This is a genomic window from Paenibacillus sp. BIHB 4019, assembly GCF_002741035.1.
Classification (GTDB): Bacteria; Bacillota; Bacilli; order Paenibacillales; family Paenibacillaceae; genus Pristimantibacillus.
This window is the reverse complement of sequence record NZ_CP016808.1, coordinates 4796052-4821669: the sequence shown is the minus strand read 5'-3', so window position 1 is coordinate 4821669 and position 25618 is coordinate 4796052. Positions and strand designations below refer to the sequence as shown.

22 protein-coding genes and 1 other RNA gene are annotated in these 25618 nt (G+C 48.8%); 1 reads left to right on the top strand and 22 read right to left on the bottom strand.

Features of this window, described 5'->3' with window-relative positions:
• Positions 1-30: 30 nt before the first annotated feature.
• A complete protein-coding gene (locus BBD42_RS20910; protein ID WP_099519726.1) occupies positions 31-1902 on the top strand; it encodes a S8 family peptidase in 1872 nt (623 codons plus the stop codon).
• A gap of 167 nt (positions 1903-2069) precedes the next feature.
• Here BBD42_RS20910 and BBD42_RS20905 read toward each other — a convergent pair whose 3' ends face one another.
• The 22 genes from BBD42_RS20905 to cdd all read right to left on the bottom strand — a co-directional run bounded on the left by BBD42_RS20905 (position 2070) and on the right by cdd (position 25599).
• On the bottom strand, positions 2070-2495 hold the full coding sequence (locus BBD42_RS20905) for a DUF488 family protein, N3 subclade (RefSeq protein ID WP_099519725.1): 426 nt from the start codon (positions 2493-2495) through the stop codon (positions 2070-2072).
• A 316-nt stretch (positions 2496-2811) separates the two neighbouring features.
• Positions 2812-3218, bottom strand: an RNA gene (gene rnpB, locus BBD42_RS20900) — RNase P RNA component class A.
• Between the two features lie 121 nt (positions 3219-3339).
• Positions 3340-4461, bottom strand: coding sequence for a Nif3-like dinuclear metal center hexameric protein (locus tag BBD42_RS20895; RefSeq protein WP_099519724.1), 1122 nt, complete (start codon positions 4459-4461; stop codon positions 3340-3342).
• Positions 4428-5216: a tRNA (adenine(22)-N(1))-methyltransferase gene (locus BBD42_RS20890; RefSeq protein ID WP_099519723.1), complete on the bottom strand. Its 789-nt coding sequence runs from the start codon at positions 5214-5216 to the stop codon at positions 4428-4430. Before BBD42_RS20890 ends, BBD42_RS20895 begins: the two co-directional genes overlap by 34 nt.
• Positions 5216-6061 (bottom strand): hypothetical protein, encoded by an 846-nt coding sequence (locus BBD42_RS20885; RefSeq protein WP_099519722.1) that lies wholly within the window; start codon positions 6059-6061, stop codon positions 5216-5218. Before BBD42_RS20885 ends, BBD42_RS20890 begins: the two co-directional genes overlap by 1 nt.
• 150 nt (positions 6062-6211) lie before the next feature.
• Positions 6212-7348: an RNA polymerase sigma factor RpoD gene (rpoD, locus tag BBD42_RS20880; protein WP_046229898.1), complete on the bottom strand. Its 1137-nt coding sequence runs from the start codon at positions 7346-7348 to the stop codon at positions 6212-6214.
• Positions 7349-7382: 34 nt separating this feature from the next.
• Positions 7383-9218 carry a DNA primase gene (dnaG, locus tag BBD42_RS20875; protein ID WP_099519721.1) on the bottom strand — a complete coding sequence of 612 codons (1836 nt, stop codon included), beginning with the start codon at positions 9216-9218 and terminating at the stop codon, positions 7383-7385.
• Between the two features lie 42 nt (positions 9219-9260).
• Positions 9261-9725, bottom strand: a complete 465-nt coding sequence (locus BBD42_RS20870; protein WP_442952510.1) for a YaiI/YqxD family protein — start codon at positions 9723-9725, stop codon at positions 9261-9263.
• A 42-nt stretch (positions 9726-9767) separates the two neighbouring features.
• A complete protein-coding gene (locus BBD42_RS20865) occupies positions 9768-10583 on the bottom strand; it encodes a pyruvate, water dikinase regulatory protein (protein ID WP_056029292.1) in 816 nt (271 codons plus the stop codon).
• An 84-nt stretch (positions 10584-10667) separates the two neighbouring features.
• Positions 10668-12752: a glycine--tRNA ligase subunit beta gene (glyS, locus tag BBD42_RS20860; RefSeq protein WP_099519720.1), complete on the bottom strand. Its 2085-nt coding sequence runs from the start codon at positions 12750-12752 to the stop codon at positions 10668-10670.
• Complete coding sequence (gene glyQ / locus BBD42_RS20855) at positions 12752-13633, bottom strand: glycine--tRNA ligase subunit alpha (RefSeq protein ID WP_046229903.1); 882 nt, start codon at positions 13631-13633, stop codon at positions 12752-12754. The genes glyS and glyQ overlap by 1 nt, the downstream gene beginning before the upstream one ends.
• A 390-nt stretch (positions 13634-14023) precedes the next feature.
• Positions 14024-15052 (bottom strand): pectinesterase family protein, encoded by a 1029-nt coding sequence (locus BBD42_RS20850; protein ID WP_099519719.1) that lies wholly within the window; start codon positions 15050-15052, stop codon positions 14024-14026.
• A gap of 129 nt (positions 15053-15181) precedes the next feature.
• Positions 15182-16156 carry a LacI family DNA-binding transcriptional regulator gene (locus BBD42_RS20845; RefSeq protein WP_172455575.1) on the bottom strand — a complete coding sequence of 325 codons (975 nt, stop codon included), beginning with the start codon at positions 16154-16156 and terminating at the stop codon, positions 15182-15184.
• Between the two features lie 82 nt (positions 16157-16238).
• Positions 16239-17852: an extracellular solute-binding protein gene (locus BBD42_RS20840; protein ID WP_056029297.1), complete on the bottom strand. Its 1614-nt coding sequence runs from the start codon at positions 17850-17852 to the stop codon at positions 16239-16241.
• A gap of 44 nt (positions 17853-17896) precedes the next feature.
• The gene (locus tag BBD42_RS20835) at positions 17897-18778 is read right to left on the bottom strand and encodes a carbohydrate ABC transporter permease (RefSeq protein WP_099519717.1); all 882 of its coding nucleotides are present in this window, start codon (positions 18776-18778) and stop codon (positions 17897-17899) included.
• A gap of 40 nt (positions 18779-18818) precedes the next feature.
• Positions 18819-19676: an ABC transporter permease gene (locus BBD42_RS20830; RefSeq protein ID WP_481855983.1), complete on the bottom strand. Its 858-nt coding sequence runs from the start codon at positions 19674-19676 to the stop codon at positions 18819-18821.
• Between the two features lie 322 nt (positions 19677-19998).
• Positions 19999-21159, bottom strand: coding sequence for a pectate lyase family protein (locus tag BBD42_RS20825; RefSeq protein WP_216364857.1), 1161 nt, complete (start codon positions 21157-21159; stop codon positions 19999-20001).
• A gap of 304 nt (positions 21160-21463) precedes the next feature.
• Positions 21464-23002, bottom strand: a complete 1539-nt coding sequence (locus BBD42_RS20820; protein WP_099519715.1) for an MDR family MFS transporter — start codon at positions 23000-23002, stop codon at positions 21464-21466.
• A 160-nt stretch (positions 23003-23162) separates the two neighbouring features.
• Positions 23163-23909, bottom strand: a complete 747-nt coding sequence (recO, locus tag BBD42_RS20815; RefSeq protein ID WP_099519714.1) for a DNA repair protein RecO — start codon at positions 23907-23909, stop codon at positions 23163-23165.
• 56 nt (positions 23910-23965) lie between these two features.
• Complete coding sequence (locus BBD42_RS20810; protein WP_081418577.1) at positions 23966-24124, bottom strand: YqzL family protein; 159 nt, start codon at positions 24122-24124, stop codon at positions 23966-23968.
• Between the two features lie 105 nt (positions 24125-24229).
• A complete protein-coding gene (gene era / locus BBD42_RS20805; protein WP_056029311.1) occupies positions 24230-25153 on the bottom strand; it encodes a GTPase Era in 924 nt (307 codons plus the stop codon).
• The gene (cdd, locus tag BBD42_RS20800) at positions 25153-25599 is read right to left on the bottom strand and encodes a cytidine deaminase (RefSeq protein ID WP_099519713.1); all 447 of its coding nucleotides are present in this window, start codon (positions 25597-25599) and stop codon (positions 25153-25155) included. Before cdd ends, era begins: the two co-directional genes overlap by 1 nt.
• Positions 25600-25618 lie beyond the last annotated feature (19 nt).

Sequence of the window (25618 nt, the reverse complement as noted above, 5' to 3'; positions counted from 1 at the left end):
CCAGCTGTCATTTATAGGAGGTTTGCGCAAATGAAAAAGAAATGGATTGGCGTCTTTACCGTGCTTGTAGCGGCCACGCTGCTAATTCCAACTGCACCTTTGTTTCTACCCCAAGGCAAGAAACCCGCTGCACCGGTCAAGAGCTTGTCTGCCGATCAGGAAAAGCAGCATAAGCTGCGCACGCTCAATCGCGATATGGAGGCCACTTCTTTTCTGTGCGTCTCCGAATGCACCAAAGAATTTTATAAGCTGATGGACACGAGCCAAGCCGGCAAAGCCGGAAAAACCGTGTCGTCCAAGTCCGTCACCAGCATGATGGACATGCATAAGCATATGTCCTACATCCGCTTGATGAACGGAGAGCGCAGCGTGCAGCGCGGCGCCATTCCTTCAGATTCCGGCAAAAACGAAGTAGAAGCGGCCGCGGCCGCTGTCAAGCAGGGCAAGTCCTACGAATCCAAGCCGTTTGTCAATAAAAGCGGCAGCCGTTTCATCGTGCTCGGCGTTCCCCATAAAAAATACCGCGGCATGGGTGTCGTCGGCGTCATCAAGCAGGATATTGTCACACAGGTGGAGCGCCATCAGAAGCGCAATTTGCGGCTCGTCCCTTATCCGAACGAAGGCAATTACCGCATTGAGTCGGTTATTCCGAATACAAACCGTGATACAACGGTTCGGACCGGGGAAGACAATGGCAATGCCAGCCATTACCATGTGAAGGATGTTGTGGTCCATTTTGCCGAGAAGGTAACCGATGAGCAGCTTGAAAAAATGAAGCAATCCGTTAACGCGGTTTCCGTCAACCAAATTAATCAGATTGATAATACCTATGTGTTCCGCTCCAAAAATATGGAAGCGAAGCAAATGAAGGAATATTTCAGCCGCTCCTGGAAAACGGAATATGTGGAGCCCCACTATTTATATATGACGAATGAAACAAATAATGACGGCGACAGCGGGGATGTCATCCCTAATGATGCGCTGTATGCCAAATACCAATGGAATCTGCCTTCCATTGAAACGGAGAAAGGCTGGAAGCTGTCCCGGGGCAATGATCAAGTCATTGTAGCGGTGCTGGATACCGGTGTTCAATTGGATCATCCCGATCTGCAGGGCAAGCTGCTGGATGGCACCAACATTGTCGACAGCGAGGCTGCGCCAGATGACGATGTTGGCCACGGTACGCATGTAGCAGGCATCATCGGTGCCTCCGTCAACAATGGCGAGGGCGTTGCCGGCTTATCCTGGTACAACAAGGTGATGCCGGTCAAGGTGCTTGACAGCAGCGGTGCTGGCTCGACCTACTCTGTCGCTCAAGGGCTGATCTGGGCGACTGACCACGGCGCCAAGGTCATTAATATGAGCCTTGGCAACTATGCGCAGGCAGATTTTCTGCATGATGCGATTAAATATGCGTACGATCATGACGTTGTGCTGATTGCAGCCAGCGGCAATGACAATACCGATCGGCCGGGCTATCCGGCTGCTTACCCGGAAGTGTTCGCTGTTGCAGCAACGGATTCCGCACAGAAAAAAGCTTCTTTCTCCAACTATGGCGATTATATTGATGTGGCTGCACCTGGAGACAGCATTGCCAGCACGTATCCTGGCGGTCAATATGCGGCACTTTCCGGCACCTCGATGGCAAGTCCGCATGTTGCCGCTCTAGCCGGGCTCATTCGCTCCGTTAATCCGGATTTGACGAATGAGGAAGTGATGGAAATTATGCGCAAATCGGCCGTCGATTTAGGCGACCCAGGGAAGGATGTTTATTTCGGCTATGGGGAAATTGACATTGACCGTGCGCTTAAAGCAGCAATGAACTTTAATACTGCGCTCCAGACGTACCCGAACAAGACGAAAAACCGTCTGAATTCCATTACGCGCAAATACGAGAAATAAGCTGCTGGGAGACTGAATAGGCACGGTTATGGCAATGCAGCAATGCCGTAGGTGCATTGGCTGTTTGCCTGAGGGCCGGCATAAAGGATTAAAAGCATGGCATTGAAGCAGCTCGTCCGCTTCCAGCCATGCTTTTTTTATCGTATTCCTATTCGTAACGTTTGGTGCTAAAACAGCTTCATCTGCTCGATTAAAACAGGGTTTAGCTCCTCTGCCTTCACCCCATATGGCGCAAAAAACTCGCCGACCAGCCGGCGATGGCAATAGCGATGGTCATGGCAAAAACAGATCAGCACCACATCGCTGCCCTCCAGCAGCATGCGGTAAACTTGGCGAAGCGCCTCCAGCTTGCGATCAAATTGCAGCTCCGCTGCAAAACGCTCTTCATATTTCGGCCACCATGCGAAATCCGCAACTTCTTTTCGTCCATCCAGCGAAAATTGGAATAAATCCTGTGACGGAGCCAGCGCTTGGTACATGGCTACACCTTCAATATCTATCTCTGCTCGCGTAATCATCAGCTTTGTTGCTGGGAAATTTATTTTTTTCAAGCCATTTAAATTGCTCGTATACAACTTGCCTGAAGGCAGCATGTGAATCAACCTCCTATGAAAATGCAAAAAAGAGATGCAGGGCCGTTAGCTCCCGAAGGAACGTCCACTAACATCTCTATAATCGCAAATGACGATTTGTTCAAAATATAAGAATTTATAAGTTTCACACTTATCATTAGGCTTATATTTCTCGGATTGAAACGTGCCTTGCCGCCAAAGGACGGCGATAGCCGTTTCACCTTGAAATATAAGAATTTATAAGTTTTTCACGTATAAATTAGGCTTATATTTCTAAGGCAAAGCTCTTCGCGTCCCAGAAGGACGACGAAGCCGTTTTTGCTTGTTTATGTTCGTTGCGGAAAGTTTGCCGTAAGCCGGGTTCTGTACTTTCAGTGGTCCAAACGGTGACGACCCTCCCACTAAGAAAGCGACAATCATCTATCTACGCCGCCTATTGCTAAGCGGCTCCAGCAACCAACCCGGACGTGCCTCAGGCTAAGGCCGCAGCTCGAAGCTGCAACGTCCTCTCGGTCTTGCTCCAGATGGGGTTTACCAGGAATACAGTCACCTGTACTCCTCGTGGTCTCTTACACCACGGTTCCACCCTTGCCTGTGCTGGCACGAAGCCAGCCATCGGCGGTCCATTTCTGTGGCACTATCCTTCAGCTCGCGCTGACTGGACGTTATCCAGCATCCTGCCTTGCGGAGCCCGGACTTTCCTCTCGCGGCAACAAGGCCGCCAGCGATTGTCTGTCAAACTTTCCGGTGCATCAATCAGTATACAAGGTATTGGCGCAAAGCTCAAGCTTGAATTGCTTATTAATAAATGGAACTCTGGATATATGCTGGAGCTATGCTGCAAAAAAAGCAATTTCACTCCCTTTTATACAAATTGGAAGGGCTCGGTATCGATTACAGAGGAGATCGCCTTCGTGTCCGATTTGCGCGACTGCAGCTGAATATTAAGCCAATCGGCTGTGCGCTGCTTCATAATTTTTTCTACATTATGGCCAGGGTCAATAATAGCGATGCCCGCAGCGAGTGCATCATGAGCGGTATGATAGTCAATATCGCCTGTAATAAGCACATCGGCACCGGCAAAAATCGCATGGCGTACGTAGCGTGCGCCTGATCCGCCCAGCACAGCCACCTTGCGCACCTCACGGTCAGCATCCCCTACTACGCGAACAACGGGCACCTCGAATGCCTGTTTCACGCGCTCTGTAAGCTCTGACAGCGTTACAGGCTCGCTCAGCTTGCCTGCTCTGCCAAGCCCAACTGAACGCCCGGTTAAGTCGATTTCGTACAAATCATAAGCTACCTCATCGTATGGATGAGCTTTCAGCATCGCCTGTACAGCTTTGCGCTTCAGGCTGTCAGGGACAACGACCTCAAGACGGACCTCTGCTGTTTTTTCCAGCTTGCCAGCAGTCCCAATATAAGGCGTCGTTCCTTCTCCAGGCAGAAACGTTCCCGTCCCTTCGGATATAAAGCTGCAGCGGCTGTAATCGCCGATCTGGCCGCCTCCGGCGCTCCAGATCGCTTCCAGCACCTTTTCCTCATGTCCTTTGGGCACGAACACAACGAGCTTGTTCCATTGGTCTGTATGTACTTCCTCCAGACATACGCGCCCTTCCGGCTTGATACCAACCAAATCAGCCATCCAATCGTTAATGCCGCCATCTGTTACGTCCAGATTGGTGTGGGAAATATAGACGGCAATATCATTTTTGATCAGCTTCTCATACAGCTTTCCTGCTGGCGTAGACGTGTCAAGCTTGGAAAGCGGGCGAAAAATAATCGCATGATGGGCAATAATCAGCTCTGCCCTCGCAGCAATCGCTTCATCTATGACCTCGTCCGTTACGTCGAGAGCAACGAGAATATGGCTGATGGGCTTAGCCAGCGTTCCTAGCTGCAGCCCGATTTTATCATTTTCTACCGCATAATGCTTGGGAGCCAGCTGCTCCATTATTTGGACGACGGTGTGTCCATTGGCAAGCATGCGAGCACCTCCTTCATAATCGTCATTTCATGACGCAGCTGCGCCAGCTTTCCGGCCGCTTCCGGCTGCTCTGAAAGGGACAGGCTTTGGCAGACGCGGTCCAGCTTTTCAAGCTCTGCCTGCCATTTTTGATGAAAAACAGGAATCGGCTTGCGCAGCAAAAAAGGCCCCATCCGCACAAGCAGAGCATAACGGATCTCCTCCGGCAAGGAGTCTGGCAATAAGGAGATATCATAAACGTCAGCGTTATGCTCCTTGGTCTCCTGATCGCTTTGCTTCTGCGCATGGAGAACCTCGTAAATCTTTCCGTCTTCCTCCATAATCGTTTCGGCAAGCAGCGACCAGCCATGCTCAAGCAGCCAGCTTCTGACCCGGTCCTCGCCCACATTAGGCTGCAGCACCAGTTCTTTGACGCCTTCGAGCTTGCCGGCCTGATAGCCAGCCTCCAAAATATCGCTCATCAATGCGCCGCCCATGCCCGCAATCGTAACCGTGTCAACTTCCAGCGGCTCGATTACGGACAAGCCGTCTCCTTGGCGTACATCGAGCTTGTGAAGCAGCCCAACAGCCGCACCCTGCCTGCGAGCCGCATCAAACGGTCCTTTATTCAGCTCTCCGGCAATCGCCGAAGGCACAACTCCTGCTTGCAGCAAATATACCGGAAGCTGCGCATGATCTGATCCTATATCAGCTATGCGCGAGCCCTCTGTTACATAACCCGCAATCGTTTGTAATCGGTTAGAAAGTTTCAACATTAAGCAACCCACACTATCCATTTTTTTCTCATCGTGAACAATAATACGCCGCCTAAGGCGATTTTAATAAGCAGCTGCAATTGCAGCCAATCTGTCTCCATCGTAAACATCATCGCATACAGCTCCGGCATAAACCATACCAAAGCGCATGTTACGAACAATACAGCCGACACCGGCTTCGACCATTGATGCACAAACCAGCTGGCCCAGCCGAACAAGCCTGACAGCGGCAGCCAATAAAGCTGAATGCCATACCATGCCGGGGAGTCTGTCAAACGCGACAGCAGCCAAGCATATACGAGCAGGGAAGCAACCCAGCCGCATAAATGCAAAATATGAATGCGAGCGCTGATGCCATAGACGATCCAAAAAACAGCACAGAACCCAAGCAGGCTCGCCTGCCAGTACCAGTCCTCGATGCCATGGAATTTTAGTATGTACATTCCTGCTCCAAGCATGAGCAGCATGCCTACCCCGCCAATTACAAGGCCAGTAGCTTCATTTCGTTTGCGTACCCGCTGGGAAATAATGAGAGAAATAACGACCGCTGCAGCGACGACCCCAATTTGCAATAAAGGATGAAAAGCGTTAAAATAAAGCACAACCAAGGAAATTAAGGTAAAAAAGCCAAAAGTAAGGAGCCATTGTTTTCCCGATGCCTGCGAAGCGGCCATAACCGCCTTACCGATTCCGCGCGAAGAAGCTTGCCTTCTTTTAGGATCTTCCTCTTGATCGGGATCCACATATAAATTAAGCAGAAAATCGCAATACTGCTGCGGCAGAAGCTTGCTTCTGCTCCAATAATCGATCTCTTTAACAATGGTTTGCCGACGCTCTTCATTCATTACGGGCTTATTCCTTTCAAGGGAACTTTATACCAACTTGTATTTTGAAAAAAAAGACCTCGCTGCTCGTTCATGCAGAAAGGTCTGATCTGGTAAAACGTTATAGCCTGAATCGTGTTGTCAAACCTGCTTACCGTTCTAAGACACGATTTATTCGAGAAAATCCTTCAAGCGTTTGCTGCGGCTCGGATGACGCAATTTGCGCAGAGCCTTCGCCTCAATTTGACGTATCCGCTCACGCGTTACGCCAAACACCTTTCCTACTTCTTCAAGCGTCCTTGTACGTCCGTCATCAAGACCGAAACGCAGACGCAATACGTTCTCTTCACGCTCGGTAAGCGTATCGAGCACATCCTCCAGTTGTTCCTTCAGCAGCTCATAAGCAGCTGCATCCGCAGGAGCAAGCGCCTCCTGATCTTCAATGAAATCACCAAGATGCGAATCGTCCTCTTCACCAATCGGCGTCTCAAGCGATACAGGCTCCTGTGCGATCTTCATAATTTCCCGAACTTTTTCCGTGCTTAGCTCCATCTCGGCAGCAATTTCTTCCGGTGACGGCTCGCGGCCCAGCTCTTGCAGCAATTGACGCGATACACGGATCAGCTTGTTGATCGTTTCCACCATATGGACTGGAATCCTGATCGTCCGCGCCTGATCGGCAATCGCACGTGTAATCGCTTGGCGAATCCACCATGTCGCATACGTACTGAATTTAAAACCCTTCAAGTGGTCAAACTTCTCAACCGCTTTAATCAGGCCCATATTGCCCTCTTGAATCAAGTCAAGGAACAACATGCCGCGTCCAACATAACGCTTGGCAATACTAACCACGAGACGTAGATTCGCTTCAGCCAGTCTGCGCTTAGCTTCCTCGTCGCCATTCTCGATTCTGCGTGCGAGTTCAATTTCATCGTCAGCAGAAAGCAGCGGCACACGTCCGATTTCTTTTAAGTACATACGGACAGGGTCATTAATTTTAATGCCTGGCGGAAGCGCCAAATCATCATCAAAATTAAAGTCGTCCTGTTCTCTTTCCTGCTCTTCTCCACGATTATCAAGCGGATTATGACGCTCCTCATCATTTTCGTTGAGAACCTCAATCCCTTGATCATCCAGTTGCTCGAAAAACTCGTCTATCTGCTCCGGATCCTGGTCGAAAGGCGACAATTTCTCCATAATCTCTTTATAAGTTAGGGAGGATCTCTTCTTACCCTGTTCAATCAGCTGGTCTTTGACTTGATCCAGCTTTTGTTCAGCTTCCAATCCAGTATGCTGATCATTCGCCATATTCCGACTCCCTCCTCCCTAGAAACCCAGGCCTCTATCGTCCTTTAAGCTGTCTCTCTAGGGCATTAATCTCAGTGTGCATTTGCGCGGCTAACATATAATCCCCGGCACGTTCTGCCTGTACCGCTTCTTCCTTCTTAAGCTCAAGTTCCCTAAATGCGGGCACCTTGCTAATATCCTCGATATCAGCGGCTAATATGTCCTCGTCAAAAGGAACATCTTCCATCATTGAAATGGCTGCCGCTGCTCTCTCCAGGCGTTCATCCTGAAGCGAACCAATAAAGCGTCCGACATCTGGATCATGATCCTGCGCATAAAATGCGTACAAATAAGCAGCAAGCGCTGCATGATCCTCCACATTGAACGCTTCGCCAAGCCTGTCGTGCACCGCGAGCGCCGCTTCCCGGTCACGCATCATGACATGGAGCAGACGCCGTTCCGCCTTGATGTATGCGGGCAGCAAGGATGGAGGGCCCGAACTACGGCGATTTTCATTCCTACCATTATTCCACGAATTATCGTTATTATCCCCTTGCGGCTTCTTTTTTTGCAGCTCCAGCACTTTAGCTTGGCAGTCCTGCTTCAAAACGTCAAGTGGGAAATTAAACTCGCGGGACAACTCCTGTAAGTAAACTTCGCGTTCAATAGCGGAATCAAGATCTGCAACAATGCCAGCCGCTTCGAGCAAATAGTTTTTCCGGCCCTCTTCTGTTAGCAGTATATGGTTTTTCCTTGAATATATAAGCTTAAATTTTGTAGTGGTTGCCGCTCCGTCGATTGCTTCCCTAAGGAACGTGTCAGGCCCGTATTCCTCAATATACTCATCGGGATCCTTGCCCTTCGGCAAGATGGACACTCTGACTCTAAGCTTGGCCTTCTCGAGCATCGGAATGGATTTCAAAGCAGCTGCTTGTCCGGCATCATCGCCGTCATAGCACAGGATAATCTCCTCCGCCTGCCTTCCGAGTATGGCACAATGCTCCTCAGTCAATGCTGTACCCATCGTGGCAACACCATTATTTACGCCTGCACTCCAGGATTTAATAACATCCATATACCCTTCAAACAGAACAACCTGTTTGCTCTTGCGAATAGCTGGTCTTGCATGGTGCAGATTGTAAAAAACTCGGCTCTTCGTGAACAGCATCGTCTCCGGGGAATTCAAATACTTGGGCTGACCGTCGCCGATTACCCTTCCGCCGAAAGCGATCACCTTGCCATCACGATCCCAGATCGGGAACATGATGCGGCTCCTGAAACGGTCGACATGACCGCTGCCGTCATTTTTAGCCGATAACAAACCGCCCTTTTCCATTAAAGCCGGGTCAAAATTTCTTGCGGTTAAAAATCGGTTAAGCGTGTCCCATTGGTCCGGCGCATACCCTATCATAAAGTGGTCGATCTGCTTTTCCCTGAGACCTCTATCAAGCAAATAGTCTTTAGCGATTTTGCCATGCTGTGTGTTATTCAAAAGATAGTTATACAATTTCGCTGTCAACTGATGAGCTTCAATAATGGCTAAGCGGTCTAAGTCAACTTCTTCGCGCTGACCGCCCTCGGCGCCCGTCCAGGTTACAGGCATTCCTGCTTCCTCGGCAAGCACTCTGACCGCCTCTGGAAAAGAGTAGCCTTCGATCTCTTCCACGAATCGTATGACATGTCCGGTCTTACCGCAACCGTAACAATGGAAAATTTGCAGCTCTGGCGTGACCGTAAACGATGGGGTCTTCTCAGAGTGGAAAGGGCATAACCCTTTCATATATTTGCCGTGCTTCGTGAGATGAACATACTTCCCGACTGTCTCTACGATGTCATAATGACGGCGTACCGCATCTATGACCTCCTCCGGTATTTTATTACCGTATGTCATCGTTCATCACCTTCATCCTAAGTAACACGTAAATAATATTCGCTAAATGTCATGTTTCTCCTGCTCGCTTTGCAAAACTTTTGTCATCTTTTGTTGAAATCGATCTCGATCTTCCGTTGTCATCGCTTTCGGGCCCTTGGATTTACCGCCGCTGCGCCTGCGTTTAGCTTGTTCATGACGGCGCTCCATCAAATAATCGATGTTGTCATCCGTATATTGCTCGCCGCGCGGCGAAAGGACAAGCGCCCCCTTGCCAAGCGCAATACAAGCGAGACCGAAATCCTGTGTAACAACGACATCGCCTTTCAGCAAATGATTGACGATATACATGTCTACGGAATCTTTCCCCGCCTCCACCTGGATAACTGAAACGCCATCTTCGGCTTCAAGGTGGTGATCATAGGAGGAGACCATCAGCACAGGCAGCGAGAAGCTTCGGGCAATTTGTTTAATTTCCGCCTTGACAGGACAAGCATCGCCATCAACGATAATAGTAGGCTTTGTTATAGGAATAACGAATCACCGCTCGTTTCTTCTCTAGAATATCGCTTAGGTGAAGCGAATATGCTCCATTATCAAGCTTGCTGTTTCTTCAACCGCACGATGGGATACATCAATAATGACACAGCCCAGCTGCTTCATGATGGATTCCGCATAAAGCAGCTCCTTCTCGATGCGATCTGTCGCCGCGTACGATGCACTGTTCGGCAGCCCTAGCGCCTTGAGCCGTTCTTTGCGAATAATGTTCAAATAGGGCACGCCAATCGTCAGTCCAACAATTTTCGCCTTCGGAACATTAAACAGCTCCGCGGGCGGCTTAAGCTCCGGCACGAGCGGGATGTTCGCCACCTTGTATTTCTGATGGGCCAAATACATCGATAGCGGCGTCTTAGAAGTCCGGGATACGCCAATGAGCACAATATCGGCCTTCAGCACACCCGAAGGATCTTTCGCATCATCGTAACGCACAGCAAATTCAACAGCATCCACTTTGCGGAAATAGTTTTCATCCAGCACATGGTTCAGCCCCGGCTCTTGCCGTGATTGTTGTCCCGTCTTCACTTCAAGACTTTGGATAAGCGGGCCGAGCAGATCTATTGACACCGTGTCATACTGCTCTGCCAGCCTGCCCATCGCCTCGCGCAAATGCGGGATGACGAGTGTAAACAACACGATTGCGCCAGCTTCCTGAGCCTGACGGACTACCCGTTCAAGCCCCGCTACATCCGTAATGAAGGGCGCTCTGCGAATATCCGTCTGAATCGGATGAAACTGGGCGACGGCGGCTCTTACCACGAGTTCGCCCGTATCGCCAGCTGCATCCGATACGACATAAATAATGACATCTGTCATCGGTTTTGTCATGTTTTATCATCCTCCCCTTCTTAGTTAGAAGTTATTTCGAAGATGAACGATTCATTGATTGCTCCGGTTATTCTCTGCGTCCGCTTATGACCAGACGAGCTTCGAATAATCCGCCACAACCGCTATATCTTCTGCAATTAAAGAGAGGGTCGCCAAACGGTTAGCGCGTACCTTCTCATCTTCCGCCATAACCATAACCGCATCGAAATACGTATTAATCGGCGCTTTCAACGCAGCAAGCTTAGCTGCAGCTTCAGCGATTTCCCCTCCGGCAACTGCTTGCTGGAACGATGCATGAACCGCCTGCCACTCCTTATACAGCGCGGATTCCGCTGCTTCTGCAAACAAAGCTTCGTCTACAACTTTAGTCGTTGCTTTGGCAGCCAAATTGCTGACGCGATTGAAAGCATCCACAATCAGCTTGAATGCTGCGCGGTCCTCGCCCGAAGCCTGTTCATTCAACAGAGCTGCGCGCTCCACGGTCAAGAGCAGATTGTTAAAGCCTGCACCCATTACAGCATCTACAACGTCATAACGAATCGCTTGCTCGGACAACACATTTTTCACGCGAAGCGCAAAAAATTCCGTTAAATCCTTGCGTACTTCATCTGCACTGCGCTTCATGCCTCTAGCCTCATGAACCTCAAGCGCCGCATCAAACAAGTCGCTAAGCTGCAAATTCAAACGCTGTGCCAAAATAATTTGCACGACGCCAGCCGCTTGACGGCGAAGAGCGTATGGATCCTGGGATCCTGTAGGAATAATGCCGATGGAGAAGCAGCCAACAATCGTATCCAATTTATCCGCAAGGCTTACAACGGCGCCAGTTATCGAGGCAGGTGCACGATCTCCAGCAAAGCGCGGCTGGTAATGCTCATTAATGGCAGCTGCAACCGTCTCGTTCTCGCCTGCTTTACGAGCATAGTCTTCACCCATAATGCCCTGCAGCTCTGGAAACTCGCCGACCATTTGGGTAACGAGGTCGAACTTGCAAATATCAGCCGTCCGGCTAATATGCGCTGCGGTACCCGCATCCACCTGCAATTTCGCTGCAAGCAAATCAGCCAAAGCTCTGATACGGCCTACTTTATTAGCAACCGTTCCTAGCTCCTCGTGATATACGATGTTTTCAAGCTTGGCAAGCGCGTCGCCAATGGCCAGCTTCTGATCCTCTTCATAGAAGAACTTCGCATCAGAAAGACGGGCGCGAAGCACCTTTTCATTGCCTTTTGCTACAACGTCAATTTTGTTCCGGTCGCCGTTGCGCACCGTTACAAAATAAGGGAGCAGTTGGCCTTTGCCATCCAGCACCGGGAAATACCGCTGATGCTCACGCATCGACGTAATAAGCACATCCTGCGGAATGTTGAGGAATTCGGGATCAAATGTACCGTAAAGCACATTCGGAATTTCCACAAGGAACAGTACTTCCTCCAGCAAATCCTGATTGATGGCAATCTCCCAGTTTTGCTCTTTCGCCAGCTGCTCAATTTGAGCGACGATAATCTGTTCCCGCTCTTCTACATCGACGATGACATGCTGCTCGCGCAAACGTTCTTTGTACGCCGCTGGCTCTGCCACTGTCGTCTCTGCGCCGAGGAAACGATGTCCTCTGCTGCTGTTGCCGCTGCGCACGCCTGTAATTTCAAATGGTACAACATCTTGGCCATAAAGAGCCAATAACCATTTTATCGGCCGAATGAACTTCAAATCGTAGCTTCCCCAACGCATATTTTTCGGAAACGACATGGAGGTAATTAAATTCGTCAAGCCTTCGGACAAAACAGCCGCCGTATCGATACCGATGCTGCTTTTGTTCGCATATACATATTCTACCCCTGCCAGCTCCTGAAAATAAAGCTGCTCCGGCTCCGCGCCTTGACTGCGTGCAAATCCAAGCGCCGCTTTGCTCCAGTTGCCCTGGTCATCCTGGGCAATTTTGCGGGAAGGGCCTTTTACCTGCTCATTGACATCCGCCTGCTTCTCTTCAACACCTTGCACCAGAACAGCAAGTCTGCGCGGCGTAGCATATGCTTGTACATCTTGATGAGCGATACGCGATTCCGCAAGCCATTTCACCAGCTTCTCCTTAAGCTGATTCATAGCCCCTCTTACAAATCTTGCAGGAACTTCCTCCAAACCGATTTCCAGCAATAAATCTTTAGCCATTACGCCTCGCTCCTTTCTTTCAGCATCGGGAATCCAAGGCGCTCGCGCTCTTCCAAATAAGTCGCAGCCACTTGGCGTGCCAAATTTCTCACGCGCATAATGTAGCCTGTCCGTTCCGTCACGCTGATGGCGCCGCGCGCATCCAGCTGATTGAACGCATGCGAGCATTTCAGCACATAGTCATAGGCCGGGAACACGAGATTATGCTCCATCGTCTTCTTAGCTTCCTCTTCATACATATTAAACAATGAGAACAGCATCGCTGTATCCGAAGTCTCAAACGTGTATTTGGAATGCTCATATTCCGGCTGCTTGAACACATCGCCGTACGTTACGCCATCAACCCATTCGAGATCAAACACATTTTCTTTGTCCTGAATATAGGAAGCAAGACGCTCCATGCCGTATGTAATTTCCACGGCTACCGGACTTGCATCAAGGCCACCCACCTGCTGGAAATAAGTAAACTGCGTAATTTCCATGCCATCGAGCCATACTTCCCAGCCAAGTCCCCATGCGCCAAGCGTCGGCGCTTCCCAGTTGTCCTCAACGAAGCGGATATCATGATCCTTCGGATCAATGCCAAGGCGAGTAAGGCTCTCCAAATAAAGCTCTTGGATATTGTCTGGCGACGGCTTTAAAATAACTTGAAACTGGTGATGCTGATACAGCCTGTTCGGATTTTCACCATAACGGCCATCGTTCGGACGTCGAGAAGGCTCCACATAAGCTACATTCCAAGGCTCTGGCCCAATGGAGCGTAAAAACGTCATCGGATTCATCGTGCCTGCGCCTTTCTCTACATCGTAAGGCTGCACCAAAATACAATTTTGCTCGGCCCAGAACTGCTGCAGCGTTAATATCATGCTTTGAAAGTTCATACCTTTTCCGCTCCTTTTTTTGCTTTTGCAATTTCACCAGCGGCGGCAGTCTCAAGGGAACGCAAAAACTCTCGCCTCTACGTCTGCCGCCAGACATAGGGACGAGAGCTGATCTCCCGCGGTTCCACCCTACTTGGCTTTCTTGGATGCAGCAACAATAACCAGTTAATCGTACACTAGTTCTTCTCTACTTGCTGCGCAAGAAAACCCGCTTTCTTAAACGCGACTCCGGAGTGCCCTTTCGCTGCTGGTCCGCTCCGGGCTCCCACTATCCCCGAATCGCTAAAGCTGTAACCATCACAACTACTTTCTCCATCATTGTCCGATATTTATATCTGTTTATCATAAACAAATTGCATGCAATTGTCAAACCTGACGGCAGAAAGCCGTCTATTCCATCGCCCGTTCCCGTTGAAGCGGCGACCAGCCATCTGCGCCAGCCAAAATCCGAGTTAGAGAATAATTAGCTGCCTGATCGGCTGTAAGCTGCTGCGACCAGCTAATTCGCTTGTCGCTGGAGCCGCCCGGCCCTGTACTTGCATATTCCCCATAATGAACGGTAGGCTGGGCTTCAGGCTTGTTCCAATCATCCCATCCGGCAGGAGCAATATGCTCGCCCATCCAGCAGCGGATAAAAATCGTTTTGGCATGATTGCGCCATGGCCTGCCTAAATATACGCTTCCTGCTGGAGCATCGCCTAGCAAACGGCATTCATTGAATACATATCCGTGAGGCGCATGCTCTGGGGTAGATGCAGCAGCAATCCATCCGTTAATGGCATCCGGCTCAGCAGCGCCGCGATTTTTGGCAAAAATATCGCAGCAGTTGAACAGCACCGTAGCCGAGCCGAAAATAAAATCAACATCGCCTTCTATATAGCAGTTCTCGTAATATTGCCGGGACTGCCTTCTTGGAGCTCCTTCCCTAGGACCGCCAAAAAAACTGCGGTCAATTGGAACTTCCGGCAGCGGCCCCGTAAACAGCGTATCCTGATGGCCAATTAAACGGCAATTGCGGAAGCTGGCGCGATCGCCATCAGCGTAAAGCGCGAGCGCTTGGCCCACCTTTTCCCCAGGGCCTGCCGTATTCATAAACGTCATATTTTCTCCTATAAAATCATCCGCTCCAACGAACACGGTATACGAATAAAACGTATGATAGAGCTCGCCGTCCGGAAATGCTTTTGTGGCATGGTCGTCAAAGCTTATGATCGTATCCTTGGCACTTTCCCCTATTAAGCTGATCATTGGCTTCTCGATATGAAGCTTCTCATAATAAAACCCATTGCGAATATAAATGATGACCCGCTCCTCGTTCGTTGCTGGAACGGTATCAACAGCTGCTTGAATGGATGTAAAATCGCCGCTTCCGTCTGCGGCTACTACAATAGAGACAACCTTGTTTTCTTCTGCTTTCATTCTAGCCGCTACACCTCCAACGGAAAAGCATGATGCCTGCTCTCGTCCTTCTCCTGAAAAATCGCTTCCGCTGTCCGCAGCGCACAGGCAAGCTTCTTTGTCTGTTGCATCGCAAAATCCTCCTTCAATCTAAATTCGCTCCTTGCAAACCGCTACCGAATTCCGCAAATACAGCTGTGGCTGGATGACGACCGGAAATTTAGCATCTTCACCCCGTATCAGCGCAACGATCAGCTCAGCCGCCTGAACAGCCAGCTCGCCGAGCGGCGGGCCGATCGTCGTCAATGCGACCTCGGCATACTGCATATCCGGCAAATCATCATAACCGATCAAAGAGATATCCTGCGGCACTTGAAAGCCCGCTTCAATAAAAGCACGCAGCGCCCCTCGTGTAACCAAGTTGTTGAGGCCAATGAAGGCGGTTGGCGAGCTGCTCGTAAATGTGTAGTTGCGTACGGCAAAATATCCGTCTTCCCAAGAGGAATAAGCCGGAAGCACGCTGCCTTCGCAAAATTCCAATCCCGTCCGCTGCAGCGCTTCCTTATATCCTTCAATTTTTATGTTCTGGGAATTGCCGATAAAGCCAATGCGCTCATGGCCATGCGCTTTCAAATGCTCGACCGCTTTGAAGATGCCTTCTTTGCGGTCGATTTTAATATAAGGCGAATTGGGGTTCTCATCCGCACCGAGTACGAAGCATGGCATCGGCATCGAGGAGACGAGCTTCCAGAACGCCTCCCGATCATCCAGCATATACTCCCAGAAAATGCAGCCATCCACTCGAAGCTGGCTGAAAATGTCTACTCCATCGCCCGCTATGACCAAAATCATTTGATAACCGCGGCTTTTCAGCTCGCTATGCAAATTTTTCGATATGTTGGAAAAGAGCGGGTTGCTGAGTTCATCCAGAACAAAGCCAATAATATTGCTTTTGCCCGAAGAAAGCTGCTGCGCCATAATATTTTTTCGGTATTGATATTTTTCCGCGATTTCCAGCACTTTCTGTCTAGTAGCCGGTTTAATTAGCGGATCATTGTTCAATGCCTTGGAAACTGTGCTGTAGCTTACTCCTGCAAGCTTGGCGATGTCCTTAATTGTAACCATTTCTGAGCCCACGCCTTTCCCATCAACCGCTTGCGGTTCCTCGCACCCCATGCCCTATGCTTTAAGCTTTAAGCTATAGAAACTAGGATTTCGAGGCAGCCAAGTATCGGTCATACTGAGCCTGCCTGCCCGCAATGATTTGTTCAATATTCATATTTTTTAAGTTTGCAATATAAGCATCGAATTGATCAAGACTTTCTTTTCCTGTAATGAATTTCAAATTCATCTCATCTACATACGTTTGGATGTCCGGCATCGACATGTTTTCGACGCTTGCTTCCTCTGGCAGCGCATACACATTAGGGAATGGAGGACGGATATACTGCTCAAGCTCCTTATCCCGCTTCTCATGCCATGGCGCTACGATTGCATCCGCAGAATCCGTCGATTGCGCGCTAGGCAGGTTGACCGGGCCAATGCCATATTTTTGAATGAAGTCATTGTCCTTGCCCTTCTCGGTGAACTGCTTCTTGCCGTCCTTCTCTTCGTACGTTACGCCTTCAATGCCCCAAGTGTAGTAGGTTTGCGCTTCTTCCCCAATAGCATAGTCTAGAAACTTGAAGGCCAGCTCAGGGTTTTTGGCATTTTTGGAAATACCGAAAATTCGGCTTACCGGCGTGCGGCCCACGTAGAACTGGTCGCCATGCGGCCCTTTCAGCGGCAAAATGCCTTGGATAAGCGGCTCTTCCGGGTTGTAGTCCGCGAACAGCGGGCTGTACACCATCGACGTATACCAGCTGAAGTTGAACGTCGCGCCTGTTATATTTTGCGAAAATCTTGAGGTCACTTGATCCGCTGTTGTACTGGCAAAATCTACGCCCAGCAAACCGTCGTTATACAAGCCATTCAAGTAAGCCAAATACTCCTTGTATACCGGCTCATAGTAACCATAATGGACTTTGCCGCTGTCATCTGCGTAAAAATTACTCGATAAATCCATGCCGAACACCGGGCCAAAAGCCATCGGTATAAATTTAGGGTCCATCGACATTGGTATTTCATCCTGCTTGCCGTTGCCGTTCGGGTCGTCCGTTTTGAATTTTTTCAGCATTTCTGTAAATTCGTCGAGTGTGGTCGGCTCTTGAAGGCCTAGCTTTTTGAGCCATCTTTCATTCACCATAAACTCCGGCATGTAATTTTTCGTCAACGTCTGCTGGGGAATATAATACATTTTACCATCTGGAGTCGTCAGGCTGGCTTTAATATCGGGCGATTTTTCATAAAGTTTTTTCAAATTGACGCCATATTTCTCATACAGCTCATCAAGCGGTATAAACAGTCCGCTATTTAAATATTTCATCGTCTGATCCGTATCCGGCAAATAAACGATATCAGGCAAATCCATGCCTGCCGCGAGGCGTGGCCCTACCGCATCCGGGTAGTTTTGCGGAGGCAGCAGCTCCCAATTCACTTTCACATTAGCATTTTTCTCAATTTGCTTGACGATTTCAGCCGATGCCAAATCCACATTCGTCGTCCAGGCATTCGTTCCGAGGAAGGTCAGCTCCTGATTAGGCTGGTCGGTAATCGGCCCCGAGCCGTTGTAGGCTGGCCCCGTTTCCGCTGCTGCGCTTGCTGCTGGTGCAGCATTCCCATCTGTAGCTGCCGGTGCTCCGCTGTTGCTGCATCCTGCTACTGCCGTTGCCAAAATGATAACCGATAATGCTTTTTTTGCCCCTTTTAACTGTTGTGCCATTGAACGTTCCCTCCCATAATAAAAGCAAAAGTTTACAAGCGGTGTTAGCCTTTCACTGCGCCCAGCGTAATGCCTTTAACGAAATAACGCTGGATAAAGGGATAAATCATTATAATGGGCAAAATGCTGACGACGATGGATACATATCTGACCTGCAGTGAAGATACGGCAAGCGCTCCAGTCGACGTGGCCCCGCCCATACGCTGCATAATTTCCGGAGATGCCATAATGAGCACCCTTCGCAGAAAAATTTGCAGCGGCTGCAGCTCCTGATTGCCTAAATAAAGCAGTGCCGAGAAAAAATTGTTCCAGTGAAACACCGCGTAATACAAGGTGAGCACCGCAAGCGTCGGCTTGACGATCGGCACGGCGAGCCGGAACAGCATCGTAATATCATTCGCTCCATCGATGGAGGCGCTCTCGAAAATTTCCTTCGGAATGCCTTCAAACGCCGAGCGGCAAATCATGACGTTGAATGTAATGACCAGCACCGGAACGACCATGACCCATCTCGTATTGTAGAGGCCAAGTGTCGTCAGCAGCATGTAAAGCGGAATTAATCCGCCGGAAAAATACATCGTAAACGCAATGAAGAAATTCAGCTTGCGTCTAAGGAAAAAATGCGCTCTGGACAAAGGGAAAGCGGCGAGGCAGGTAGCGACAATGTTCAGCGCCGTTCCGACAACGGTGTACCATACCGTATTGTAAAAGGAAACCCACAGCTCCTTGTACTGAAGCACCATTTTATACCCCGAAATTGTGAAATCGACGGGATATAAAAACACCTGCTGCTTGTCAATCGCGCTGACGGAGCTGAACGATACGCTGACGACATAAAGGAAAGGATATAAGGTTACGAGAATAGCCACACAAGTGATGAAATACACCAGGCTATAATAAATCAGATCTGTCTTAGATTTTTTCATGCCAGACTCCTTTTCCAGCGACTTGTAAAGGCGCGCTCTGTTACCATAGCGACATGTTCGTTGCCCGACGGGTCAATTGGTTCGCCGCAAACACGAGAATAAAAGTAATGATGGAATTAAATACGCCAATGGCTGTCGCAAAGCTGTAGTTTTGTCCGATGATGCCCATCCGGTACACATAGGTGGAAAGAACATCTCCCGTTTCATAAGTTGCTGCGTTGTAGAGGAGGTAAACTTTCTCGAAACCTACGCTCATAATGCCGCCAAGCGACAGCAGCAGCAAAATAATAATTGTAGGCTTGATGCTTGGAAGCGTTAAATGCCATAACTCCTGAAATTTATTGACCCCATCGATTTTTCCTGAATCATACATTTCCGGATCAATGCTCATGATAGCTGCAATGTAGATAATTGAGCTGAAGCCGAAGCTTTGCCAAATGTCCGAACTGGTGAATATCGTGCGGAACCATCCGGGCTCCATCATGAAATTAATCGGTTCAAGTCCTACCTTTTCCAGCAAAATGTTGACGATGCCATCCGTCGGCGACAGGAAGTTGATCAGCATGCCGGCAATGACAACGGTTGAAATAAAATGCGGCAAATACGTAATCGTTTGGGCGAAGCGCTTGAACGCCCTATTTTTAATTTCCACTACGCAAATGGCGAATAAAATCGGAATCGGAAAGCCGAATAGCAAGGGCAGAAAAGCTAGTAAAAAAGTGTTCCGCAGCAGCCTCCAAAAGTAAATCGAGTCATAAAATTGGATGAACCATTTTAACCCGACCCATTCCCCGCTGAAGATGCCTTTACCCGGCGTAAAGTTTTTGAAAGCCATAATGACGCCCGGCATTGGAAAATACATAATGACCAAATAATAAATAAAAATAGGGGAAAACATGAGTAGTAAATATTTGTCCCGTTTGACTAGCCTAATCAGAGTCGCAGTGCGGCTATTCAATGAAATCCACTCCCTTCAGGTTTAAATTTACAACGTTTGAAAAATTGAATATGACGCTGACTCTAATCAACGATCAACAGGCCAATTTACTACCCATATTCCCCCTTCATTAAAATTTACAACGTTGTAATTAATAAATAAATGTATGCGTTTTCATAACGTTTTTATCATTCTAGCAGTTTATTTTCGTTTTGGCAATGAAAACGATTTATTATTTTTAAAAGCCGCGCCAGCACTCGGTTTCAGCATTTGATTCATCTGATTAATGGGGCCCGGCACCTGCTTGCACGATATTCGGCACATCCAGCACTGCATCAAGCGAATAGCTGTAAGGAAACGGCAGCGATGATGGGAATGCAGCTCCAGTAGCCGATGTTCCAGTCGTCTGATTATAATAGTTGTTGCGCTCATAGAACGTGTAAGCGTCTGAAGAGCTGTCAAGACCTACCTGATTGCTTTGATTCGTTTTGTAAAAATAATTGCGTTCGGAATAAATGACGCTGCCGCTGCCAATTTGGTTTGCATTGTATTGCTGCTGCGAAAACCCTGCTGAATTGTTGCCGCTCGGCGTAGTGCTGTTATCAAAATAGTTGTTGTACAGATGGACAAAACCTCTCATCAGCGGACGCCCTTTCATGTTCGGGCCGAACCAGTTGTGATGCATCGTGACATGAAGCTTGCCGCCGCCATAGGTGTAAGAATCGCTGGCATTCGAGCCAATAATGAGCGCCAGACGCTCGGAGGCGAGATCCTGATTAACCCCTACCCAATTCCACAGCGGATTCGGATTCATATTCACCCAGCTGTCAGTAAAGTAGAAATGGTTATAGGAGAGAGTAACATTATCCGACTTTTGCGAGACGAGCAGCAAATCATCGCTGATGTTGTAGAAGGTGCAATGGTCAACGAGCGCGTTGGTTACCCGGCGGAAAGATACGCCCAAATAGTTGGTGCCGCTGCCGCCTGGCTGCGTCGCTGCTCCCGAAAGGTTTTGCAAATCCTTAATGTTGCCGTAGAAGGTAATGTTCTTAATGACGATATTTTCGATATTCGTGCCTGTCGCAAGCAGCTCGCCGCTAAACTTGAGCTGGATATTTTGCAAAACCGCTTGCCCGCCCGCTGCCCCTTCAATCGTGACATTGTTCCAGCTGGTGCTGGCGAATGTCAGCGTCGTTAATTGCGAGCCTCCGTAAATGTTGCCTTTAACAATAATGTGGTGCTTTCCGTTGTTAAAAGCCGCTTGCAGCTCTGCCAAGTTGGTAACCGTAACCGCCGTTGCCGTAGAGCCGTCTGTCGTTCCGTATCCGCCTGTTGAGGCCGCCGCTGCTCGAGATACACCGAAATCGGATACGGGCGCTGATACTAAACAAGCACTAACCATTAACGTACTCAGTAAAACCATAGACCATTTTTTCAAATGCATTGTCTTACCTCCTCTTAGGGTTTGGTGAAGCGGGTGAAGCGGTGCTGGTTAACAATGGGACCCCCTTTCTATCTTGCAAGCCAACAGTTAATTAGTAAGCGCTTACAAGATGGAATTGATTATACATCTATTTGTAAATTTTGGATAGTATTTTCTTTTTTGTATGTCGGATAAAAATAAAAATCAAACCCTTTGCAAAGCTGCCGAAGGCTTTAGCGTCCTCCCACTCTAAAAGTGCCGCTACCTCCATTTTTACAATGAAAAAGGAGCAGACCCAAGGCCTGCTCACTATCCCTGTTAAACCTTATTTCCCCTTCGCCAATTTTCCTGCCTGCATCCGTTCCCGCTCAATTAGTTCTTTCATCGAGGCATTGCCCATCAATAGGACACAAGCAAGCGCCAGCACGGCCGGAACAATGGACCACATAAACGTCGTGGAAATCGAATGAGACAGCGCGCTAATAATTTTATCCATCACTTCTGCCGGAATCGACTCCCTTTTTTCAGGGGTCAGAATTTGCCGGACATTTTCAGTAGGGAGCGCCGCGCCGCCACCGCCGCCTGCAAAAGCATCGCTCATGCCATTCGTGAAGCTATTGCGCTGAATAATCCCAAACACTGTAATGCCGACCGTCATTCCAAAGGAGCGAATAAACGACATTGTAGCATTAGCAGACCCTCGCTGTCTCATATCGAAGCTGTGGATGGTAGACATCCCGAGCACCGAGAACGAGAAGCCGATGCCAAAGCCCGTAATGAACATAAAGAAAGCAAGCGTCCATTTGGTCGTTTCGGGACTGATCGTTGATAGCAGCATAATGCCTGCAATAAAAATAATGGCGGACAGCACCATAACGTTGCGATAAGGCATTTTATTAGCGAGAAAACCGCCCATTTGCGCTGCGAATACCGAGCCTAATGTCATAGGCAGCAGCATTAGGCCAGAGCTAGTAGCCGTACCGCCGTATACCCCTTGCACAAAAATCGGAATGTACAAAGCTGCCGTAATAAAGGCTGCGCCATAAAATAGGGCAGCTCCCGTACTTGCGCCATACAGGCGCACACGAAACATTTTGAACGAAATAATCGGCTCAGCCGCCTTGCGTTCAACAAATATGAAAATAATAAACAAAATGGCGAAGATCGCAAACAATCCTAAAATTTGAGCAGAATCCCAAGCGTATTCATTGCCGCCAAGCTCAAGAGCGAACATTAAGCTGACGATGGAGCCTACCAGTGTTGCGGCTCCCCACCAATCAATTTTCTGCTTGGAATGTTCCATCGATTCCTTGTAAAACAATAAAATAAACAACATAGCTACAATTCCGAACGGAATATTAATATAAAAAATCCAGCGCCAGTTAATATAATCGGTGAAATATGCCCCAACGAGCGGGCCGAACAAGCTTGACGTACCAAATACGGCTCCAAACAAGCCGCCCATTTTACCACGCTTTTCAGCGGGAAATACGTCGAAAACAATCGTGAAGGCAATCGGCATCATGGCGCCGCCACCGATACCTTGAATAGCCCGGTAAATACTTAGCTGTGTGATCGACTCTGCAGTTCCGCATAAAACCGATCCCAGCAAAAACAAGAAAATGCCTAATACAAAAAAACGTTTCCTTCCGTACATATCGGACAGCTTGCCGAAAATCGGCATTCCCGCCATCTCTGTTACCAAATAAGCGGAAGTGACCCATACAAATTTGTCCATACCGCCTAGATCGCTTACAATCGTTGCCATAGCCGTTGATACAATCGTATTATCGATCGATGCAACGAAGATAGCTAGCAGCAATCCCGCTACGACGAAGCCAAGTCTACTTTGAGCCGCAGACATAAAAAATTCCCCCTTGAAATGATGTGAAATGCTTGAAAAGCTCTAGTTGTGGCGTATTGCCTTGCGCTGCTCAGCTTTGTTATTATAAACAATCCCATCCTGGAGTCCTATTGGACGAGAGAACGAATAAACGCTCGGTCCAGGGACCGAACGCCATTTCTTATAAGTTATATTTATCAAGCTGATCCAGAAAGCCGCGCGACTTCAGCGGAATGCCAATATGCAGATCCATCAGCATACGCATTACCTTCTTAAGCTCTTGCTTCGTTTCTGGCTTGACTTGAATAGAACCAAGCCTGCGCAAATCCATTCGGACAAATAATCGCAGCAGCTTATACGCTGCTTCAGACAATACGATGCCTTGGGGGTCTTTGTGACCGCAGCGGCGGCATAATACACCGCCTGCGGCTGCACTAATTCGGAAGGGAGTCTCCTCGCCGCCGCATTCCACACAATGATCCAGTACAGGCGCATACCCTGACATATCCAGCACTCTCATCTCATAAAGATGAGACACAATCTGCGGGTCCTTCCCCTCCACCAAGCCGCTTAAATAAGCCTTCAGCTGCTCGAACAGAAAAGAACTGGTATCCTCCTCCTGCATGGCCCTATCCGTTAATTCTGCCGCATAGGAAGCGTAAGCAGTCAGCTCCAGTTGTTCGCGGAGCAGATGGTTGGACGCTAAAATTTCACCATGATTCAGCGTGCCAAGTCCGCTAGTGCGAAAAAAAGTAAATTCCGCGTATGTAAAGGGCTGCGCGAGAGAAGCATGCCTGCTCCGGGCCTTCTTCGCGCCGCGTATCAATATCCCTACCTTGCCATTCGCATTCGTCAGCACATTAATTATTTTATTATTTTCCCCATAATCCATGCTGCGAATAACGATGCCTTCCAAACGATACAGCATAATGAAACTCCCCCATGACCTGCTTAAGACAGTCAGAAGGCTTCGCGCCCACTGAACTAAGGAGAAGCTTCTTCTAGCTCGGATGCCCATTCCTGGTCATCACCGAGCATTGAGTTAGGATGATCCGCTTCTCCAAGCTGATCCATTTCCTTGTAGAGCATATAAGACTCCACATCACCGGTCAATGTAAAATACTTCCACGAAAAATTCCGCAATCGTATCAACCCTTTCCGCCTCGGAAATGCTGCTCCAGACGGTATTAGATTGCGTTGATCGCATGAATGTTATCCTTAGCAATTTACGTCAAATTAGAAGCGGCTTTAGTCGTTTCTAAAGCCTAAGTCTTTAAGCACTCTCTCCTGGTTGCGCCAGTCCTTCTTAACCTTGACCCACAGCTCGAGGAACGTACGGGAACCCAGAAGCGCTTCAATATCACGGCGTGCCAGCTTGCCAACTTCCTTGAGCAAGGCACCCTTCTTGCCAATAATGATGCCCTTCTGGGAGTCGCGCTCGACATAGATGACACAGCCAATGTAGACAACGCCATTTTCCTGCACCTTCATGTCCTCAATCGCAACCGCAATGGAATGCGGAATTTCCTCGCGCGTCATATGCAAAATTTTCTCGCGCACCAGCTCCGTTACAACGAACTGCTCCGGATGATCCGTAATTTGATCAGCAGGGTAATATTGCGGTCCTTCAGGCAAATAACGGATTAGCTGATCCATAAGGGTTTCCACGTTGTTCCCTTGAAGCGCAGAAATCGGAATAATTTCCGCAAAATCATATAAATCTTTATATTGCGTAATAATCGGCAGCAGCTGCTCTGGATCGATTTTGTCGATTTTGTTCAGCACGAGAAAAATCGGCGTCTTGACCTTTTTAAGCTGCTCGATAATAAAACGATCGCCGCCGCCAATGCCATCGGCTACATCAACAAGAAACAGGGCCGCTTCGACTTCTTGAAGCGCGCTTTGCGCGGTTTTCATCATATAGTCACCAAGCTTGGACTGCGGCTTGTGAATGCCCGGCGTGTCCAAAAATACAATTTGTGTATTGTCTTTCGTATACACGCCATGAATTTTGTTGCGTGTCGTTTGGGGCTTGTCCGACATAATGGCGATTTTTTGCCCGATCAGGTGATTCATCAGCGTGGACTTGCCCACATTAGGTCGGCCGATGATGGCTACAAAGCCGGAACGAAATTTGCCGTTTGTACGGTTGTCAGTTGTAGGTGTACTCATTAGGCTTCAGCTTGCCCCTTTTTCAATACCATTGGTGTAAATGCCCCAGGCAGCAAGTCAGAGACGGTCGAAATCGACCAGTTGCCCCGCAGATTGCCCATAATAACTGGCGTATCCGGGTAAAGCAGCTCAACGAGCACCTGGCGGCAAATTCCGCATGGCGTAATAGGTTCTTCCGTATTTCCAATGACCGCAATCGCTTGAAATTGTCCTGGCTTTTTGCCATCGGCAATCGCCCGAAACATAGCAGTGCGCTCTGCGCAGTTGCCCGGCCCATAAGCAGCATTTTCGACATTGCAGCCATAGTGGACATGCCCGTCGTTATCTAGCAGGGCAGCGCCGACATTAAACTTGGAATAAGGCGTATAGGCCCGTGTCATCGCCTCTCCTGCCTGATTAAGCAAAGCTGCATAATTTTCTTGCAAACCTTCGTAAGTAACTGTCATTTATTGTTGACTCCTTCAA

What these genes read in the sequence shown, in the direction of transcription:
- BBD42_RS20910 (WP_099519726.1), top strand. Translation starts at nt 31, where the DNA reads ATGAAAAAGAAATGGATTGGCGTCTTTACCGTGCTTGTAGCGGCCACG.
- BBD42_RS20905 (WP_099519725.1), bottom strand. Translation starts at nt 2,495, where the DNA reads ATGCTGCCTTCAGGCAAGTTGTATACGAGCAATTTAAATGGCTTGAAA.
- BBD42_RS20895 (WP_099519724.1), bottom strand. Translation starts at nt 4,461, where the DNA reads ATGCTTGCCAATGGACACACCGTCGTCCAAATAATGGAGCAGCTGGCT.
- BBD42_RS20890 (WP_099519723.1), bottom strand. Translation starts at nt 5,216, where the DNA reads ATGTTGAAACTTTCTAACCGATTACAAACGATTGCGGGTTATGTAACA.
- BBD42_RS20885 (WP_099519722.1), bottom strand. Translation starts at nt 6,061, where the DNA reads ATGAATGAAGAGCGTCGGCAAACCATTGTTAAAGAGATCGATTATTGG.
- rpoD (WP_046229898.1), bottom strand. Translation starts at nt 7,348, where the DNA reads ATGGCGAATGATCAGCATACTGGATTGGAAGCTGAACAAAAGCTGGAT.
- dnaG (WP_099519721.1), bottom strand. Translation starts at nt 9,218, where the DNA reads ATGACATACGGTAATAAAATACCGGAGGAGGTCATAGATGCGGTACGC.
- BBD42_RS20865 (WP_056029292.1), bottom strand. Translation starts at nt 10,583, where the DNA reads ATGACAAAACCGATGACAGATGTCATTATTTATGTCGTATCGGATGCA.
- glyS (WP_099519720.1), bottom strand. Translation starts at nt 12,752, where the DNA reads ATGGCTAAAGATTTATTGCTGGAAATCGGTTTGGAGGAAGTTCCTGCA.
- glyQ (WP_046229903.1), bottom strand. Translation starts at nt 13,633, where the DNA reads ATGAACTTTCAAAGCATGATATTAACGCTGCAGCAGTTCTGGGCCGAG.
- BBD42_RS20850 (WP_099519719.1), bottom strand. Translation starts at nt 15,052, where the DNA reads ATGAAAGCAGAAGAAAACAAGGTTGTCTCTATTGTAGTAGCCGCAGAC.
- BBD42_RS20845 (WP_172455575.1), bottom strand. Translation starts at nt 16,156, where the DNA reads ATGGTTACAATTAAGGACATCGCCAAGCTTGCAGGAGTAAGCTACAGC.
- BBD42_RS20840 (WP_056029297.1), bottom strand. Translation starts at nt 17,852, where the DNA reads ATGGCACAACAGTTAAAAGGGGCAAAAAAAGCATTATCGGTTATCATT.
- BBD42_RS20835 (WP_099519717.1), bottom strand. Translation starts at nt 18,778, where the DNA reads ATGAAAAAATCTAAGACAGATCTGATTTATTATAGCCTGGTGTATTTC.
- BBD42_RS20830 (WP_481855983.1), bottom strand. Translation starts at nt 19,676, where the DNA reads ATGTTTTCCCCTATTTTTATTTATTATTTGGTCATTATGTATTTTCCA.
- BBD42_RS20825 (WP_216364857.1), bottom strand. Translation starts at nt 21,159, where the DNA reads ATGCATTTGAAAAAATGGTCTATGGTTTTACTGAGTACGTTAATGGTT.
- BBD42_RS20820 (WP_099519715.1), bottom strand. Translation starts at nt 23,002, where the DNA reads ATGTCTGCGGCTCAAAGTAGACTTGGCTTCGTCGTAGCGGGATTGCTG.
- recO (WP_099519714.1), bottom strand. Translation starts at nt 23,909, where the DNA reads ATGCTGTATCGTTTGGAAGGCATCGTTATTCGCAGCATGGATTATGGG.
- era (WP_056029311.1), bottom strand. Translation starts at nt 25,153, where the DNA reads ATGAGTACACCTACAACTGACAACCGTACAAACGGCAAATTTCGTTCC.
- cdd (WP_099519713.1), bottom strand. Translation starts at nt 25,599, where the DNA reads ATGACAGTTACTTACGAAGGTTTGCAAGAAAATTATGCAGCTTTGCTT.